The organism is Streptomyces sp. CA-106110 (genome assembly GCF_050936285.1).
GTDB lineage: Bacteria > Actinomycetota > Actinomycetes > Streptomycetales > Streptomycetaceae > Streptomyces.
In genome coordinates, this window is the sequence record NZ_JBNJNB010000001.1 from 7,272,619 (window position 1) to 7,290,449 (window position 17,831).

Annotated in this window: 9 protein-coding genes and 1 pseudogene; 5 read left to right on the top strand and 5 right to left on the bottom strand. The window is 68.6% G+C overall.

From position 1 onward, the window contains the following. Nucleotides 1–2: 2 nt before the first annotated feature. Nucleotides 3–9,755: a LamG-like jellyroll fold domain-containing protein gene (locus ACQEXA_RS33635; RefSeq protein WP_433131902.1), complete on the top strand. Its 9,753-nt coding sequence runs from the start codon at nt 3–5 to the stop codon at nt 9,753–9,755. A 24-nt stretch (nt 9,756–9,779) separates the two neighbouring features. Here ACQEXA_RS33635 and ACQEXA_RS33640 read toward each other — a convergent pair whose 3' ends face one another. Then, on the bottom strand, nt 9,780–10,607 hold the full coding sequence (locus tag ACQEXA_RS33640; protein WP_433129774.1) for an HARBI1 family protein: 828 nt from the start codon (nt 10,605–10,607) through the stop codon (nt 9,780–9,782). Between the two features lie 153 nt (nt 10,608–10,760). Here ACQEXA_RS33640 and ACQEXA_RS33645 point away from each other — a divergent pair, with 153 nt between their 5' ends. Both ACQEXA_RS33645 and ACQEXA_RS33650 read left to right on the top strand, forming a co-directional pair. Continuing rightward, nucleotides 10,761–11,105, top strand: coding sequence for a DddA-like double-stranded DNA deaminase toxin (locus tag ACQEXA_RS33645; RefSeq protein WP_433134679.1), 345 nt, complete (start codon nt 10,761–10,763; stop codon nt 11,103–11,105). Next, entirely contained in the window at nt 11,021–11,449 is a 429-nt protein-coding gene (locus tag ACQEXA_RS33650; RefSeq protein ID WP_432928542.1) for an Imm1 family immunity protein, read from the top strand. Before ACQEXA_RS33645 ends, ACQEXA_RS33650 begins: the two co-directional genes overlap by 85 nt. A 113-nt stretch (nt 11,450–11,562) precedes the next feature. Here the strand turns inward: ACQEXA_RS33650 and ACQEXA_RS33655 are convergent, their stop codons facing one another. Beyond that, nucleotides 11,563–11,958, bottom strand: a complete 396-nt coding sequence (locus ACQEXA_RS33655) for a hypothetical protein (RefSeq protein ID WP_432928540.1) — start codon at nt 11,956–11,958, stop codon at nt 11,563–11,565. A 99-nt stretch (nt 11,959–12,057) separates the two neighbouring features. On the opposite strand from ACQEXA_RS33655, the gene ACQEXA_RS33660 reads away from it, so the two are divergent. Next, nucleotides 12,058–13,293 (top strand): IS701 family transposase, encoded by a 1,236-nt coding sequence (locus tag ACQEXA_RS33660; protein ID WP_432928538.1) that lies wholly within the window; start codon nt 12,058–12,060, stop codon nt 13,291–13,293. A 189-nt stretch (nt 13,294–13,482) separates the two neighbouring features. Here the strand turns inward: ACQEXA_RS33660 and ACQEXA_RS33665 are convergent. Then, nucleotides 13,483–14,879 (bottom strand): annotated as a pseudogene (locus tag ACQEXA_RS33665) (IS1380 family transposase). Nucleotides 14,880–15,088: 209 nt separating this feature from the next. After that, nucleotides 15,089–16,072 carry a tyrosine-type recombinase/integrase gene (locus ACQEXA_RS33670; RefSeq protein WP_432928536.1) on the bottom strand — a complete coding sequence of 328 codons (984 nt, stop codon included), beginning with the start codon at nt 16,070–16,072 and terminating at the stop codon, nt 15,089–15,091. A 401-nt stretch (nt 16,073–16,473) separates the two neighbouring features. Here ACQEXA_RS33670 and ACQEXA_RS33675 point away from each other — a divergent pair, with 401 nt between their 5' ends. Beyond that, entirely contained in the window at nt 16,474–16,809 is a 336-nt protein-coding gene (locus tag ACQEXA_RS33675; RefSeq protein ID WP_432928534.1) for a hypothetical protein, read from the top strand. On the opposite strand, the gene ACQEXA_RS33680 is transcribed toward ACQEXA_RS33675, so the two are convergent. Continuing rightward, on the bottom strand, nt 16,793–17,827 hold the full coding sequence (locus tag ACQEXA_RS33680; protein WP_433131904.1) for an IS630 family transposase: 1,035 nt from the start codon (nt 17,825–17,827) through the stop codon (nt 16,793–16,795). The two genes, ACQEXA_RS33675 and ACQEXA_RS33680, sit on opposite strands and share 17 nt — an antisense overlap. Nucleotides 17,828–17,831: the final 4 nt, after the last annotated feature.

The following is a 17,831-nucleotide window of genomic DNA, read 5'->3' on the forward strand; positions in this document are numbered from 1 at the left end:
AGGTGACCCTCGACTCCGACTGGCTGAGCGACGCGCACCGTGTCTTCCCGGTCACCGTCGACCCCACCGTCACCGACGGCTGGACCACGACCTATGCCGAGTCGGGCGCCGCCGGCGACCACTCCTACGAGCAGACCGTCAAGGTCGGCTCCTACGACTCGGGCATCCACTCGGCGAACAGCTTCGTCAACCACTGGGACACCGCCTGGGACGGCAGCGGCAACACCGTCACCGCCGCGACCCTGCGGCTGTTCGACACCTGGGCCGCCACCTGCACTCCCGAGCGTTTCGACGTGGCCCTGGTGACGAAGTCCTGGACGCCCGAGGGCGTCACCAGCTACCCGGGCCCCACCTACGGCTCGTCGATCGGCAACCTGACCCCGAGCGTGCCCACGGCCTGCGCCAACACCGCCGCCGACCGCACCGTCGGCGACTGGGTCGACGTCCCGCTGTCCACCACCGCCATCCAGGGCTGGTTCAACGGCACCACCGCCGACTACGGCCTCGCCGTGTACGCGTCCACCACGGACGCCCTGCACTGGAAGCAGTTCGGCTCCTTCAACGATCCCGCGGGCGGCCCGAGGATCATCGTCACCTACACCGGCAACACCGCCCCCCAGCTGTACGAGCAGTTCCCCGCCGACAACGCCGTCGTGGGCACCACCACGCCGGAGCTGACCGCGTGGGCGGGTGGCGCCAACTCCAGTGGCGGCACGAGCAACCAGTACCGCTTCAAGGTCTACGACGCGAACAACACGCTGGTCGTCGACTCGGGCCTGGTAGCCACCGGTGACTGGACCGTCCCAGCAGGGAAGCTGGCCTGGGGCAAGAACTACATCTGGCAGGTCCAGGCGTACGACGCGACCACCAATCTGTACTCACCCGCGGATCCGTACGAGCTGTCCGTGCAGGTGCCGCAACCGGTGATCACCTCCGGGCTGTCGCAGAACAGCAGCGACCACGGCTTCGACGCGTCCATCGGCAACTACACCACCTCCGACACCGACGCCTCCATCTCCACCGTCGGCCCGTCCCTGGACGTCGAACGCGACTACAACTCCCGCGACCCGCGCTGGACGGGCGCCTTCGGCGCCGGCTGGTCGAGCATCCTCGACTCCCGCGCCACCGAGCAGTACAGCGCGTCCGGCGCGGTGACCAGCGTCAACGTCACCTATCCCGACGGTTCCCAGGTCGGCTACGGCAAGAACAGCGACGGCACCTTCGCTCCGGGCACCGGCCGGTGGGCTTCCTTCACCACGATCACCGGCGGCTACCAGCTGACCGACAAGGACGACACAGTCTACGCCTTCACCCAGTCCCTGGGTTCCGGCGCCTACGGCCTGACCTCCGTGACCGACGCCAACGGCCGGGCGATCACCCTCGCCTGGACCAGCGGCCACGTCACGAAGATGTCGTCCGCCGTCTCCGGCCGTTCCCTGAACGTCGCCTGGTCCACGCTGAGCGGCGCCCAGGCCGCGCACGTCGCCACCGTCACCACCGACCTGGTCGACTCCCACGACCCGTCCTCCGCGCTGACCTGGAACTACGGCTACACAGGCGACCAGCTGACGACGGTGTGCGCGCCGCTGTCCACGACCAAGTGCACGACCTACGGGTACACGACGGCCTCCCAGTACCAGAACGCCTCCCTCGACCTCGATCCCGGCGCCGTGTGGCCGCTGACGGAGAGCTCGGGCACCACCGCGAAGGATGCCGTCCTCGCCAACCAGGGCACCAAGAACGCCACGTACGAGAACGTGACGCTCGGTGCGCCCGGCCCGCTCACCGGTTCCTCGTCCACGGCCGCCTCCTTCAACGGCACCTCCTCCGACATCGCCCTGCCGAAGAACACCGGCAACGACACCGACTCCGGGGCGCTGTCCCTGTGGTTCAAGACGTCGGCCGGACCGGGCGTGCTGTACTCCTACGCCTCCCAGCCGATCTCCTCCGGGCAGGCGGCGGGCTTCTACACGCCGTCCATCTACGTCGGCACCGACGGCAAGCTGAACGCCGAGTTCTGGTACAGCGGCGGTATCAACCCGATCGTGTCCTCGGCGTCCGTGGCCGACGGCAAGTGGCACCACGTGGTGCTGTCCGCGGCGGGCAACTCGCAGACGCTGTACCTCGACAAGACCAAGGTCGGCTCCCGCACCGGCACGGTCTCCATCCAGAGCGCCGTCGCCTTCGGCAAGAACCAGTCGTTCGACTACCTCGGCACCGACTTCCCGGGCGGCAACTGGCCCGACGAGCCGCACCAGAACGCGAGCGACAAGACGGGCTACGCCACCTACTTCAACGGCTCCATCGCCGACGTCGCCTGGTACGGCCGTCCGCTGGTCGCCGCCGACGTCAACTCCCTCTACCAGTACGGCACCCACGCGGCGAGCCTGCTCACGTCCATCAAGCGGCCGTCGGGCAAGACGTTCGCGGGCATGACGTACGACCCGGCCACCACCACCCTCACCCAGCTGACCGACGAGAACGGCGGCACCTGGAAGCTGGCCGCGCCCACCGTCGCCGGCTCCAGCCAGACCTACCGCGGTGCGGTCCTCGGCGCCGCTCCGGCCGGCTACTACCGGCTCGGTGAAGCGGCCGGCGCGACCACGGCCGTCAACGAGGTCCGCGGCGGCAACGGTACGTACAACGCGGTGACCCTCGGCGCCGCCGGCCCGTTCAGCGACCGGAAGGCCGCGACCTTCGACGGCAGCACCTCGTACGTCGAGGTGCCGACCTCGGTCCTGCACGGCACCAACGACCGCAGCCTCGAACTCTGGTTCAAGACCGCCAACCAGGGCGTCATCGTCGGCGACCAGTCGGTGCCGATCGCCGGTGCGACCACGGCCTCCGGCAGCTGGACCCCACTGCTGTACGTCGGGACCGACAACAAGCTGCACGGCCACTTCTACTCGGGCAGCGGATCCGGTTCGACGGCGTTCGGCTCCACCGGCACGGTCACCGACAACGCCTGGCACCATGTGGCGCTCACCGTCTCCGGCTCCACCCAGACCATGTACCTGGACGGAGTCCAGCAGGCCAGCTACTCCGGTGCCCCCAACGACCAGTCGAACAGCCACCTCTACCTGGGCGCCGGATTCGCCAAGAGCTGGATCAACTCGCCCGCCGAGGTCAGCCACTTCAAGGGTTCCATAGCCGAAGCGGCCTTCTACCACTCGGCGCTCACCGCGCAGGACGTCGCCGCGCACGTGCAGGCGGCGAAGAACTCCACCGGTCTGCTTCCGGTCGAGACGGTCAAGGTGACCTCGCCGGGCAACGCGACGCTCACCAACACCTACGACGTCAGCAACGGCAACCGGGCGCTGACCGAGACCGACGGCCTCGGCAACAAGACGAGCTTCGGCTACGACACCTCCGGCTTCGAGCACACGGTCACCGACCCCAACGGCGCGATGACCATCACCGGCCATGACGTCCGCGGCAACGTGGTCTCCTCCACGTCCTGCCAGGACCAGGCGGCGAACAAGTGCAACACCGAGTACTACACGTACTACCCGGACGACACCACGGCCCAGCTGACCACCGCGGACCCGCGCAACGACCAGCTGCTGACCGAGCGCGACGGCCGTTCGGCGTCCGCGACGGACAACACGTACCTGACGTCGTACACGTACGACTCGGCGGGCAATCAGACCGTCATCACCGGCCCGGCCGTGCCCGACTTCCCCAACGGCCGCTCCACCTCGACCGTCTACAGCGACGGCACCAGCGCCTACCCCTCCGCCGACGGCGGGGTCGTGCCCAAGGGCCTGCCGGTGAGGACGGTCAGCCCCGGCGGAGCCGTCAACCAGGTGTCGTACTTCCAGAACGGCGACGTCGCCTCCACCACCGACGCCCTGGGCCTGGTCACCTCGTACACCTATGACGGCGTCGGCCAGGTGCTCAGCCAGAAGGCGGTCTCCGACACCTACCCGGACGGCCTGACCACCACCTACGAGTACGACAAGAACGGCCAGGTCACCGCCGAGCACGACCCGCAGCTCACCGACCGCGTCAACGGCTCCACGCACGCCGCGGTCTCCTCCACCGTCTACGACGACGGGGACGTCACCTCGCAGACCGTCTCCGACGCGAGCGGCGGCGACGCCCCGCGCACCGAGACGCAGACCTACGACGCCTACGACCACGTCCTGACCGAGTCCGACGCCAACGTCGCGGCGGGCACGAGCTACGGCAACACGACGACGTACACGTACGACACCTCCGGCAACAAGACCAAGGAGGTGACGAGCGCCGGCAACGAGACGGACTACACGTACGACGACAACGGCAACCTGCTCACCCAGAGCCTGATGTACACGGGCGACCCGGTCAGTCCGCAGGCGCCCACCCAGCTGATCGAGTCCTCGCGCGCCTACGACCCGGCGGGGCGACTCGCCTCGATCACAGACGCGATGGGCAACACCACGTCGTACACCTACACCGACGACGGCCTGACCGCGACGGTGAAGAAGACGAGCGCCGACGGCACCAGCACCTACGTCCTGGAGTCGGACAGCTACGACGCGGCGGGCAACCTGCTCACGTCCACCACCGACAACGGTGAGACGGTCACCCAGTACACGGTCGACGCGTCCTCCCGGACCACCTCCACCACCGTCGACCCGACCGGTGTGGACCGGGTCACCACGGTCTCGTACACCCCGGACGACCAGGTCGCCTCGGAGACCGACCACGACGCCACGGGCTTCGACCGCACCACCACCAGCACGTACGACGACATGGGCAACCTGCTCAGCGAGACGTTGTACGGCGACTCCTCCGGGCACCCCGCGGGCTGGTGGAAGCTCGACCAGACCTCCGGCCGCAGCATCACCGACGCCTCCGGCACCGGCAACACCGCCACCGCAGGCCCCGGCGTGACCTGGTCGGACGGCGCGGCCAAGTTCAGCGGCGACACCGCCGGCAAGGGCGACATCGTCGCCACCAACGGTCCGGTCCTGGACACCAGCGCGTCCTACACGGCGTCCGCGTGGGTCAACCTGAGCGACACCTCCACCTACCGCACCTTCGTCGCGCAGGGCGGCACCGCGCGGGCCTCCTTCTACCTGCAGTACTCCAAGGCCGACAACGCCTACCGCTTCCACATAGCCAGCAACGACGCCGCCTCGCCGACCGCGTTCTACGACGCCAAGGCCACGGCCGCGCCCGCGCTGAACACCTGGACGCACCTGGTCGGCACCTTCGACGCCACCACCGGCGCGATGAAGCTGTACGTCAACGGCACGCTCGCGGGCACGGCCACCGACCCGACGCCGTGGACCGGCGCCGGCCCGCTGACCGTCGGCGGCGTCAAGACCACGGACGGCTCGATCTACGACGCGGTGGCCGGCTCGGTCACCGACGCGCAGGTCTACCAGCGGGCCCTGTCCGCCTCCGAGGTCTCCTCGCTGTACGGCAAGGGCCGCTCCGGTGGCACGGTCGGCAGCTCCGACCAGCAGACGACCAAGTACACGTACGACAAGCGGGGCCTGCCCACGTCCATGACGGACGCCGAGCAGCACACCACGGACTACGAGTACGACGAGGCGGGTAACCTCGCGGTCACCACCGCGCCCGCAGTGCAGTCCGAGCCGGACGGCATCGCCGCGAACGCGGTCACCGTCCGCCCGATCACCGTGAGCGGCTTCAACACCTTCGGCGAGGCCGTCGCGGAGAGGGACCCGAACCGCCTGGTCACCGACTCGGCCTACGACGCGGTCGGCAACAAGGTGAGCGAGACGCTCCCGTCGTACACGCCGGCCGGCGCCTCCGCGCCCGACGCGGGCACGACCGTGTGGACGTACGACAGCGAGGGCAACCAGACGTCGGTGACGACGCCGGGCGGCAAGACCACGTCGTACCTGTACGACCAGATGGGCGACCTGGCCCAGATCACGGCGCCCGACGGCACCAAGACGCACGCCACCTTCGACGCGAACGGCGAGCAGCGCACGTCGACCGACCCCACGGGGGCGCAGGCCCAGGCCACCTACGACTTCATGGGCCGCCAGGTCACCTCCACCACGATGGAGCGCTACCCGTCGACGCGGACGCTGACGACGACGTACTCGTACGGCGTCACCCCCGGCAACCCGTACGGCGCGCACCTCGCCTCGGAGCAGACGCCCGGCGGGGTGACCACCTCGTACGCCTACAACCGGGCCGGTGACGTCGCCTCGGTCACCGACGGCGCGGGCAACACCACCCGCTACTCGTACGACTTCGAGGGCAACGCCACCAAGACGACGCTGGCGGACGGCACCTACACGGTGACGGACTACAACGTCAGCGACGACCCGACGGCCACCCGCAGCTACGACGCGAACGGCGCGCAGCTGTCCAGCACGTCGCAGCAGTACGACGGTGTGGGCAACCTGGTGACGGCGACCGACGCCAACCAGCACACCACGCGCTGGACGTACGACGCGGCGGGCACCATCACCCAGCAGGTGGAGCCGGTCGACGCGACGACCTCGATCACGACGTCGTTCGGCTACGACGAGGCCGGCAACCGCACCCGCTTCACCGACGGCCGGGGCAACTCCTGGCGCTACTCCTACACCCCCTGGGGCCAGCAGGAGAAGGTGATCGAGCCGACGACGGCCCAGTACACGTCGGCCGCGGACTCGACGACGACGTTCGCCTACGACGCGGACGGCCAGGCCACGAACGTCACGATGCCCGGCGGCACGACGACGTCGATGACGTACGACGACAACGGCCATCTGAAGACGATGTCGGGTACGGGCGCGGACGCCGTGACGGCGAAGCGCACGTTCGACTACGACTCGGACGGCCGGGTGACGTCGGCGGACACGGACGCGGCGGGCATCGCCGGCGCGGCGGACTACCAGACGGCGACACACGACGGGTTCACCTACGACGACCGCGGCGACCTGCTGTCGGCGTCGGGTTCGGCGGGTTCCTCGGGCTTCACGTACAACGACGACAGCTCGATGCTGTCGCGCACGGACGCGGCGGGCACGACGAACTACGGCTACGACACGGCCGGCCGCCTGTCCTCCCTGGACGACGCGGCGACGGGTACGCACCTGACGTACACGTACGACCAGCTGAACGAGCCGAAGACGGTCAAGTACGGCTCGACGGGCCAGACCCGCACCTTCACGTACAACAGCTCGCACGAGCTGACGAACGACGTCCTGGTGCAGGGCGCCTCGACGCTGGCGAGCTTCACGTACGGCTACGACGACAACGGCAACCTCACGTCGAAGACGACGACGGGTGTGACGGGCGCGTCGGCGAACACGTACACGTACGACTGGTCGGACCGTCTGACCTCGTGGAACGACGGCTCGAAGACGACGGACTACCAGTACGACGCGTCGGGCAACCGGATCCGGGTCGGCTCGGACGTCTACACCTACGACGAGCGCGACGAGTTGACGTCGGACGGCACGCACTCGTACTCCTACTCGGCGCGCGGCTCGATGACGCAGGAGTCGTCCACGGCGGGCGGCACGGTCGCGTACAAGACGGACGCGTTCGGCAGCCAGATCGTGGCGAGCGAGCAGTCGTACACGCTGGACGCGCTGGGCCGGAACATCACCGACACCGACACGGGTGCCCAGTCCACGCGGGCGTTCACGTACTCGGGCGCGGACAACACGATCGCCTCGGACGGGGACGCGACGTACACGTACGACCCGGGGGGCAGCCTGGTCGGCATCAAGCAGACCGGCAGTGCCGGGGTGCTGGCGCTGACGGACCAGCACAACGACGTGGTCGGCGAGTTCACCTCGGGCGGTACGTCCCTGGCCGGCTCGGCGACGTACGACCCGCTCGGCAAGGTGACGACGACGCAGACGCTGGTCGGCCACCTCGGCTTCCAGTCCGGCTGGACGGAACCCGGAACCGGCAACGTGGGCACGGCGTCACGCTGGTACGACCCGAACACGGGCGAGTTCCTGAACAAGGACAGCGTCTCGCTGGGCGCGACCCCCGACTCGGTGGCGGCGAACCCGTTCGCCTACGTCGACGACAACCCGCTCGCGGGGACCGACGAGTCGGGCAACTGCTCCTGGTACGACGTGGTGTGCGGGGCGAAGAAGATCGCGCACAAGGCGTCGCACGTGGTGCGGCATGTGGCGCACAAGGTGTACCACGCGGTCAAGCACGTGGCCCGCAAGGTGGTGCACGCGGTCAAGCACGCGGCGCACAAGGTCGCGCACCGGGTGCGGGACGTGTACCACGCGACGTTGCGGGCGACGCGACGCGTGTACTACTACGCGGCAAGACACGTCAGACGCGCGTATCACGCCGTGGTCCATGCGGTGCATACGGCCTATCACAAGGTGTCGCGTGCGGTGCACCGGGTGGTGCACGCGGCGAAGAAGATCGCCCACAAGGTCGCGCACACGGTGAAGAAGGCGGCCCACGCGGTCGCGCATGCGGCGAGAACGGCGTACCACGCGACGGTCAAGGCGGCGAAGTCAGCGGCGACCTACGCCAAGCACCACGCCGCGGCGATCACCTCCTTCGTGGTCTCGACGGCGGTGTTCGCGGGCTGTGAAGCGGCGACGTGGGGCGTCGGCACGATCGGCTGCGCGGCGATGGCGGGTGCGGCCGGTTCGCTGGTCGAGCAGGGCTTCAAGTGCGCGGAGAACGGCGGCGGCGACTGCAGCGTGGGCGCGTTCGCGGGCTCGGCGGTCGAAGGCGCGGTCGCCGGTGCCGTGGGCGGCGCGCTGGGCAGCCTGGGCGGCAAGATCCTCGCGAAGGTCGCGCCCAAGGCGATGAAGGTCGTGGGCGGTCTGTTCGGCAAGGGGGCGACGGACGCGGAGGAAGTGGCGGCCAAGGACGCCACCGACGAGGCGGCGTCGCAGGCGGAGGCCGAGGGGGCGGGGTCTCGTAGCCAGTCACATTCCGAGTCGGGATCGAGCTGCCGGATTCCCGGAGCGCCGCACAGCTTCACTGGTGCGACTCGGGTGCTGATGGCCGACGGTTCGACGAGAGCGATCGACCAGGTGCGGGTGGGCGACACGATCGCCAACTCGGTGCCGGGGGTTGCGGGCACGGAGGCGCACAAGGTCACCGCGGTGATCGTGACGCACACCGACCACGACTTCGTAGACCTGACGATCAAGGCGACGGCAGAGTCGGGCACGAAGCAGGCGGCGAAGGACGGTGCGAAGGCCGGCATCAAGGCCGGGGCGAAGTCCCTGGCCAAGAAGGCGGCGCGCAAGGCGGCGTTCGGCCTGGCGGCTTCGGTGGCGGTACTGGGCGCGCTGGCGGCGAGCCACGGCCACGGCGGCCAGGCGCCGGTGGCGGCGGTCAGCTCGGTGGTGTCGGCGCAGGACACCAAGGCCGACGCGGGTGAGAACGACGCTCAGGGCGCACACCTGACGACGACCTTCCACCACCCGTTCTACGACAGGACCCAGTCGGCGTTCGTCGAGGCGAAGGACCTCAAGTCCGGCGACGTCCTCCAGACGCCCGCCGGCACGGCCGAGGTCACCGGTGTCCGGCTGTACCACGCGAACACCACGACCTACGACCTCACCATTGGCACCCTCCACACGTACTATGTGGAGGCTGGCGATACGCCGGTTCTGGTTCACAATTGCTTTGATGCCGAGGCTGAGCATGCTCAGCTGCCCGAATGGAACGGCGGCCAAATTGAAGGCAGGTGGGCAGCGCCTGGTCGCGCAGTGGAAGGTATCAAGAGCGGCGAGAAAAGCAGTGAGATGGCCCAGAATGCCCGCGACTTCCTCAAAGAGAAACTGAACCTTTCCCGGTAAGCGATCATGCCTGTGTGTGAACGTTCAGATGGTGCGGTCGTATTCAAGTTGGAGTAGGACGAGGGCTGCGGCGGCGATCTGGGTGATGCGGCTGGGATCGAGGCTGACCCGCCGCAGGGCCTTGAAGGTGGTCTTAAGCAGGGCATTCGCGCGTTCGCACATCCCGTGGATGCCTCGGATGACCCTGTTGAAGGTCTGCTGGGCTTCGGTGAGTTCACCGCCCGCGGGCTTCTTGACCGGGTGACGGAAGCCGTCTCCGGCGTTCTCGTAGCCGAGGTCGACCAGGGTCAGTGTGCCCAGTTGGTCGGCGAGCCGGTTCAGAGCATCGACGAGCCCGTGGTGGCGGGCGCAGGTAGTGTCGTGCTCGCGGCCGGGCCGCACCGGCGAGACCCAGATCGGCCAGCCGTCCGGGGCGGAGATGACCTGCACGTTGCCGCCGTGATGCTTGTGCTTGCCCGACCACCAGAGGTCTGCCCCGTTGGGCCCCGGGGCGGCGACGCGGTCGGTGCGGATGACCGTGCCGTCCAGATTGAGATGGGTCAGGCCGGCCGCCTTCGCCCGTTCCAGCGCGGTGGCCAGGTCCGGTGCCCCGGCCGCCAGGACCGTCAGTCCTTCGTGCAGGTATCGGTAGGCGGTGGACGTGGACAGGGCGTTGTCGCGGGCGAGTTGGGACAGACGGGTGCCGTCGATGAACCAGCGCAGGATCAGCACGGCCTGCTTGAAGCAGCCCAGGGCGCGGCGCCCGCGGCGGGTGCCGACCTCGGTTCGATGGCTTCGCAGGAGCCGGGCCAGGTGCTCGGCGGTGGAGCGCCGGACATCGAGCACGGCGGTGTATGTGACACTGGTCGGCACGTGAGGCCCCTCGGTCGGATCTTTCTGTTGCAAGATCGTTCCTACCAGGGGCCTTACGCCTGCCCGGAGTTGGGAGTGCACCACGAGACACCCGGAGGCGATCACACTCAGCGACCGCCGGTTACCGAGAAAGGCTCACTGAAGCAGTCAGGAATGCTGAGGGGCGGCGTCCCGGGTAACTACAGCCACGTTGAACAGAAACTGGCTGCAAGGATGTTCGACGAGGTGGACCCGCTTAACGAGGTGGATGTTGTCATCAACCATACGGGTGGGCCTTGCCCCGAGGACCTTGGCTGCAATAAGGTCCTGGATGATGTTCTTTATGGTAGCGGCAAGCAGATGAGAGTGCATTGGCGTGATACTGCAGGCGAAATGCAATGCAGACTGTACGGACTTGTGCGGGGAGGTGGGGGATGCTGCGGGGTGCTGCAGCGGTTTTCAAGGAAGAGCATAGCGAGAATCCCTTCCTGCTTGATTCGGCAGATGCTGTTGACCTGATGATCGATGCGCTCATCGCCGGCTATCCTTCTCGCAATACGGCCAAATTGACGTCCCTGGACCGAATGTCTCTCCCGTCGGGCGATCCGGATCACGAGTTTTTGGTCGGGGTCAACCCTGATGCGCAGGTTGGCATCGTCTGCTTCGCAGATGTAGAGGCCAGCTTCGTTCCTGGCGGCGTGGCCGACAAAGAAGAGGTGACGTACATGCTTCTCACCTACCCAAGGGACTTTTTGGAATCACCAGAGATTCCCATCGATCTGGTTCGCCAGGTCACGAAAGAGTTCGTGCTTTCCGGCGGTCTTCGGCCCGCGTGTATCGAGTGGCAGGAAGAGCCGTACTGATATAGGAGTGTGCCTAATACTCCAGCTGTAGATGGTGATCTTGCTCGTCGGGCGTCACGCCATGGATGACCTGCTTCCAGGTGCGGGTGGGCGGGCCCGGCTTCCGCGCCACCTCAGGTGGGCTGGTCCGCATGGTTGTTGCCGGCGCTCCCCATGCCGAAGAACTTGCCCTGTTCGCACAGGGAATCGATCTCGGCGATCTCCTCCTCGCTCAGCTGCGCGTCGAGCGCGATGCCGATCACGTGCCGGGCGTGGGCCAATCGTCGAGCAACATCCCAGTCGGCGACGAACTTGCCGACGGTGTATTCGTCGGCGGTTCCGAAGGCCTGACGGGATCCGAGTCGATCGAGGGAGACGACGAACTCGTTGAGGTCCTGCAGGATCGCTACGGCCTCGTTGAGGGGCAGGCGGATGTCTCGGGAGGACATTTCCATCGCTGGCTTCAACTCCATTCCGGGCGGTGGGGATTGTGGCGGCGGACGAGTCCGGCTGGGCACAGAAGCGGCCACCGGTGATCATCGTGGTTTGTGAAGACAACGAAAGATCAAGCGGCGGCCGCAGGTCACAGCGTAGACCCGGTCCGGTGGCAGGACGCATTCGAAGGCCTGATGAGCCGCATCGCGGGTCGTTTCGCGCGGGTGGAACCCCGCCGCAGGGTCCGGCGGTTGGTACTCGGGCTCCTGTCGGACCTGCCGCGCAAGAACTGCTGGACGATCGCCGAGTGGGCCGGGGAGCCCACCCCGGACGCCATGCAGCATCTACTCAGCCGGGCCAAGTGGGACGCCGACGCGGTCCGTGACGACGTGCGGGGCTATGTGGTGGAACATCTGCACGACGAGCGGGCGGTGCTGGTGGTCGACGAGACCGGCGATGTGAAGAAGGGCACCGCCACGGTCGGCGGCCAACGCCAGTACACCGGCACGGCCGGCCGGATCGAGAACGCCCAGGTCGCCGTCTACATGGTCTACGCCGGTCGGCGCGGGCACGCCGCAGTGGACCGGGAGTTGTACGTCCCGCGAACCTGGACCACCGACCCCGACCGCTGCCGCGCCGCCGGGCTCCGCGAGGAGACCGCCTTCGCCACCAAACCGGACCTGGCTGCGCGCATGGTCGCCCGGTTCCTGGACGCCGGCCACCGGGCCGCGTGGGTGGCTGGCGATGAGGTCTACGGCGGCAATCCGAAACTTCGCACTGCCCTGGAGGAACGCGGCACCGGCTACGTCCTCGCGGTGGCCTGCTCGCACGAAGTCGTCACGAGGGCTGGAAGGTTCCGCGCCAATGCCCTGGCCAAGAAGGTCCCCAAGCGAGCCTGGCAGAAGCTGTCAGCCGGGGCCGGGGCGAAGGGCCACCGCTTCTACGACTGGGTTGTCATCGACCTCGCCGATCCCCGGCCCGCGAGCCGCCAGCTGCTGATCCGCCGCAACCGCAGCACGGGCGAACTCGCCTACTACCGCTGCTACTCGCCCGCCGCAGTGCCGCTGGCCGAGCTGGTGCGAGTCGCTGGATCAAGATGGCGAGTCGAGGAGTTCTTCCAGTCCGGAAAAGGCCTGGCCGCTCTGGACGAGCACCAGGTCCGCCGCTACGCGTCCTGGTCCCGCTGGGTCACCCTCACCATGCTCGCCCATGCCTTCCTCGCCGTCGTCAGAGCCGATGAGCATGCCCGCCAGTCGGCACCGAACGGCCTGATACCGCTCACCTGCAACGAGATCCAGCGCCTGTTTATCACTCTCGTCATCCGGCCCGTCCACGATGCCGCCCATCAGCTCGGCTGGTCCGACTGGCGACGCCGCCACCAGGCCCGATCCAAGGCCAGCCACTACCGGCGGCAAGCTGCTCAAACCTGAAGATCACCATCTACAGCTGCAGTACTAAGCCTTGATCCACCGACGTGGCCTGGAATGGATCTTCTGACCGGTTTTTGAGCGGGTTTCGGGTCGGTGTCTGTGTCTGGGCAGGTGGTATCCGCTGGTCTGCTCAGCTTTTCCACGGTTCGGTTCCGGTCGGGCCCTGGCGGGCGGGGTGGGCAGGGACTGTCAGCCGGGTTCGGGCGGGGCGTGGACGGTGTCGAAGAGGTGTGTCCAGGCGTGCTGCCAGCGCCAGTTGTGCGGGAGGTGCAGGGTGATGCGCCGGGCGGAGCGGGCGAGGCGGGCCGGGACGTGGATCAGGTGGGCGCGGAGGGTGGCGGTGGTGGCCTTGGCGTGGAAGGCGGAGGTCAGTGCGCCGGTGGCCCGCAGGAGGTTGTAGGCCATGGCCCACAGGGTCAGCCAGGCGGCGTTGGCGTGGAAGTGCGCGGACGGCAGGTGGGCCATGGCAGAGGCTTTGCTGTCGGCGATGACCTGCTCGATGACGGCGTGGTGGCGGTGTTCCCGTTCCGCCTGGAGCGTCGGAGCGGGGTTGTCGGTGAAGAACGGGTGGTAGCGCCAGGCGGGGAAGAGCTCCCCCTGCTCTCCCACGACCGCGGGTTTGGCCAGGTCGCGGACCCGGCGCACGATCAGCCGGGCGGTGACCCGCTCCGCCTTCTTGCGGCTGGCGAACGCGGTGTAGGCGGGTATCTCGGCGACTTCGGCGTCCGAGATGAGTTCCCCGTCTCGGGGTCGGGCACCGCGGTCGGGTAGGTGATCTGCCGCCATGCCTGGTCGGGGATGGCGAGGATGGCCCGCTTGATGGAGGGGTTCATGCCGGCGGTGATCGAGAAGTGGGCGCCGGCCCGGCGGCAGGCGGCGATCACCCCGGCGTTGTAGAACTGGGAGTCCGCCCGCAGGATGCGGGTGCCGGTGCAGCCGGCCTCCGCGGCGGTAGCCAGGGCCTCACTGACGAACTTCGGGGCGCCGCGGGAGTCGGCTGCCTTGCCGCGGCGCATCCGCACCCCGGCGATCACCGGCCGGGACTGTGGAGTGCAGATCGTGGCCAGCAGTGGGTGCAGGGTGCGGATGCCCTTGAACCGGCCGTACTCGGCGCCCTGCTTGGTGCGGCCGTATACGCGTTTGTGGGTGGAGTCGACATCGATGAACGCCATCTGGTCGGCCCCGGGCAGCAGTGGGGTATGCGCGGCCAGCGCACCCAGGAACCTCCTGTGCACGGCGTGGAGTTGGAGGGCATGGCCGTGGGTGAACGCGCGCAGGAAAGTGCCGAGCGTGGAGGGGGCACGAATGCCGCCGAACATGGCCGGCATCGCACCGTGCCGCAGGACGTCGAGGTCGTCGATGCTGTCCGCACCCGCGACCATGCCGGCCACAATGCTGGTGACCTTCGCGTCCGCCGCCGCACCCGCGCCGTTCGTCACCCCGGTCAACTTGACCTTCTCCGTCACCAGTCGCGGCAGACCACACCGCTCGGCCAGCCGCATCACCGGGACCAGCCCGGCATGCGCAATCAGATTCGGATCATCGAACGCAGCGGAGACCGCCGCTGGCGTATGGGAAACTTGCATCTCGGAAGTGCCTTGCTGATTGTGCGTGCTGGAAGCGTGAAGAACTCCCATCATCGCAGGTCACAAGGCACTTCTTCATTTTCCCAAGCGTCATCCACAGGCATCGGTCGGTGGATCGAGGCTAAGGGCGCTTGACGGCAACGCCGTCGGACGCCGGAACCCCCACCCGCGGTTGACGGTGGGGGTTCCGGCGTCTCTGCGTGGTGTGGTCAGTTGGGTGGGACGGTGGCCATCGGCGGGTCTTCGGGGTCGTCGCCGTCTCGGAGGACGTCGCCGAGTTGGTTGATGGCGTCGTATTGGAGGCGCAGGCGGACGTGGGCGTAGACCTGGGCGGTGATGCCGATGTTGGCGTGGCCGACTAGTTCCTTGATCGTGACGACTTGGACGCCCTGTTCCAGGAGCAGCGTCGCGCACGTGTGGCGGAGGTCGTGGAAGCGGATTCGTCGGATGCCTGCCTGGTCGAGTAGTCCGGTGAATCGCCGGGCGACGTCGCTGGGGTCGAGAGGTGTGCCGATACGGGTGGTGAAGATCAGGCCGTTCTCCCGCCATCGGACCCCGGCGGCCGCCCGCAGACGCTCCTGCTCCTGGCGGTGTTGTTCGAGGACGGCCAGGCAGGTGGTGGGCAGCGCAATGCGTCGTTCGGCGGCGCGGGTCTTGGTGGGGAAGAGGGCGAGGCCTCCGGCGGGGTTGTGCTGGAGGCTGCGGCGGATGTTCAGGGTGCCGGCGGCCGGGTCGAGGTCGGCCCAGGTGAGGCCGAGTAGTTCACCGCGCCGCAGTCCAGTTCTCAGGGCCAATTCCCACAGAGCCCGGAGTTTGTCCCGCCGGGCCACTTGGAGGAAGCGGCGTGCTTCGTGGGCCGTGAGCGGTTCGAAGCGCCGGTGGCGGGCCGGACTGAGTTTGACGTTGCGGGCGACGTTGCGGGGCAATTCGTCCTCCCGGACGGCGTGTTCGAGTGCGGACTTGAGGACGGAGTGCACGTAGGCGACGGTGAGCGGGGACAGGCGTTTGCCGCAGCAGTTGCCGATGGCGCAGCAGCGGCGTGGTGCGGCGTCGAGGTTGCGGGCGCAGCACTGGCAGGCGGTGCGGAGCCGATCGAGCCCCGGCTGCGCTCCGCTCCGCCGGGCGGGCTTCCCGGCTCCGCTGTGCTCCTGCCTGCGGCCCGCTCTGCGCACGCTGCGCCGACGCGCACCCACAGGTGGATAGGGCCGGTGGCCATGAGTCGATCACCGCATGGAGCGGGCCACGGTCAAGGCGATGCCTCTGGCGGGGGATCGGCCGGCACCGGGATGGCGGGGGCGCCGTTCGCGACTGCGGGTCTGTAGTGGCGTAGGCGGGGAGCTCCCATCCCGCCTTCCGTCGACCCAGGCAGTGCCGAGCAGACGCGGCCCATGGCGTCCAGGTCGTTCGTACAGTGGCGCGCTCCACCTGGACGCCAGGAACCACGCCCGCTCCACGGTGTGTGGGTCGACGGCGGACGGGATGGGAGCTGGGGAATGTGGTGGTGGAGCAAGAAGATGCCCGCACGCAGCCTGCCCGATGACCTGTCGTATCGTTCCTCGTCGCCGGGCGAACAATGCGAACAAGGGGAGGGGTCATGAGCGGGGTCATCGGGCGAAGACACCTGGCAGCTATGGCTTTGATGGGCATCGGCATGACGGCTTGTGGCGGCGGGCATGACGGAGGCGCCCCGACGGCGAAGGCGACGGTCAGCCGGGGCGCCGAGCAGAATGCGCGTGTGCTGTCTCAGCAGCAGCTTGAAGATGCCGTCGTGGATGCGCATGACCTTCCTGGAGTCCAAGTGGAAGGGATTGGGGCGGGCACGACGGGCGTCGGCAATGGCGTCATCCATGCCGCACGCCCCGCGAACACCAACCCCTCCCTGTGCACGCCGGTCAGCGCCGCAGTGGACGGGGCTAAGCGGCTTGCCTGAAGTTCTGCGCGTAACTCTTCGGCAGCCAGGGCGAGGCCCAGGGTGCGGCGGTGGTCAGCATCTGGGTGGGTGAGCGCTGCCGGAAGAAGGCGTGGACCTGGCGCAGGCGGCCCGGCCAGGTGACGGCGGTGTTGGCAATGTGGGCCTTCAGCGCGGCCCAGATGCGCTCGACCGGGTTGTCGTGCGGGCTGTAGCGGGCGCCGAACAGCAGGCGCAGGCGGGGCTGGTCGGCCAGGTAGGCGGTCACCGCCTTCGCGTGGTGGATGCTGTCGTTGTCGCAGACCACCGCGACGGCCGGGGTGTCGGGGTAGGCGGCCAGCAGTAGCTGGAGGAAGGCGACGAAGGCGGCGGCATTGCGGCGGCCCAGGGTGTAGACCCAGGCGCCGGTGGCCACTTCCAGGGCGCCGAAGACGGTGGCCTGCCGGTTCTTGCCTGGGGTGGCCACCTGCTGCCGCGTCCCGCGCAGGATCCAGCTCGCCCGCACGTGCGGCAGTAGGTGCAGGTGGGTCTCGTCCTCGGCCAAGACCACCGACCCGTGGGGCAGGGCGGCGAGTTGGCGGCGCAGGGCGGCGAGGGTGCGCCTGCGCTCGGGGTCACCCCTGGCCACCAGGCGGGGCCGCCGCCAGGCCGCCTGTTCGCGAGTGTGCCGGTACACGGTGCGCAGGCTCATCTTCGGCCGGCCCAGGCGGCGCCAGATCCGGCGGATGGTCCACGGCCCGGGGCGGGTCAGCAGGCGGCGGATGCGCTCGCCCAGCCTCGGCCCGCCGAGCCGGGGCCGCCCCGCGCGGGGGCGATCGGCCAGGCCCGCCAGGCCGGCGGTGTTGTAGCGATGGATCCAGCGGCGCACCGTGGCCGGGTGGTAGCCGAGCAGCTCGCCGATCTCTCCTGCGGTCATGCCGGCCGCGGACAGCAGCACGATCACCGCGCGGGAGGCCTCTCGCCACCGGTGATGCAGCAGGTGATACAGGTGCTGGTACGCCGGACCGGGGCGGTTGGCGAACACGGATGCCGGACGCATACTG

What these genes read in the sequence shown, in the direction of transcription:
- ACQEXA_RS33680 (WP_433131904.1), bottom strand. Translation starts at nt 17,827, where the DNA reads ATGCGTCCGGCATCCGTGTTCGCCAACCGCCCCGGTCCGGCGTACCAG.
- ACQEXA_RS33675 (WP_432928534.1), top strand. Translation starts at nt 16,474, where the DNA reads ATGAGCGGGGTCATCGGGCGAAGACACCTGGCAGCTATGGCTTTGATG.
- ACQEXA_RS33650 (WP_432928542.1), top strand. Translation starts at nt 11,021, where the DNA reads ATGCTGCGGGGTGCTGCAGCGGTTTTCAAGGAAGAGCATAGCGAGAAT.
- ACQEXA_RS33645 (WP_433134679.1), top strand. Translation starts at nt 10,761, where the DNA reads ATGCTGAGGGGCGGCGTCCCGGGTAACTACAGCCACGTTGAACAGAAA.
- ACQEXA_RS33660 (WP_432928538.1), top strand. Translation starts at nt 12,058, where the DNA reads ATGAGCCGCATCGCGGGTCGTTTCGCGCGGGTGGAACCCCGCCGCAGG.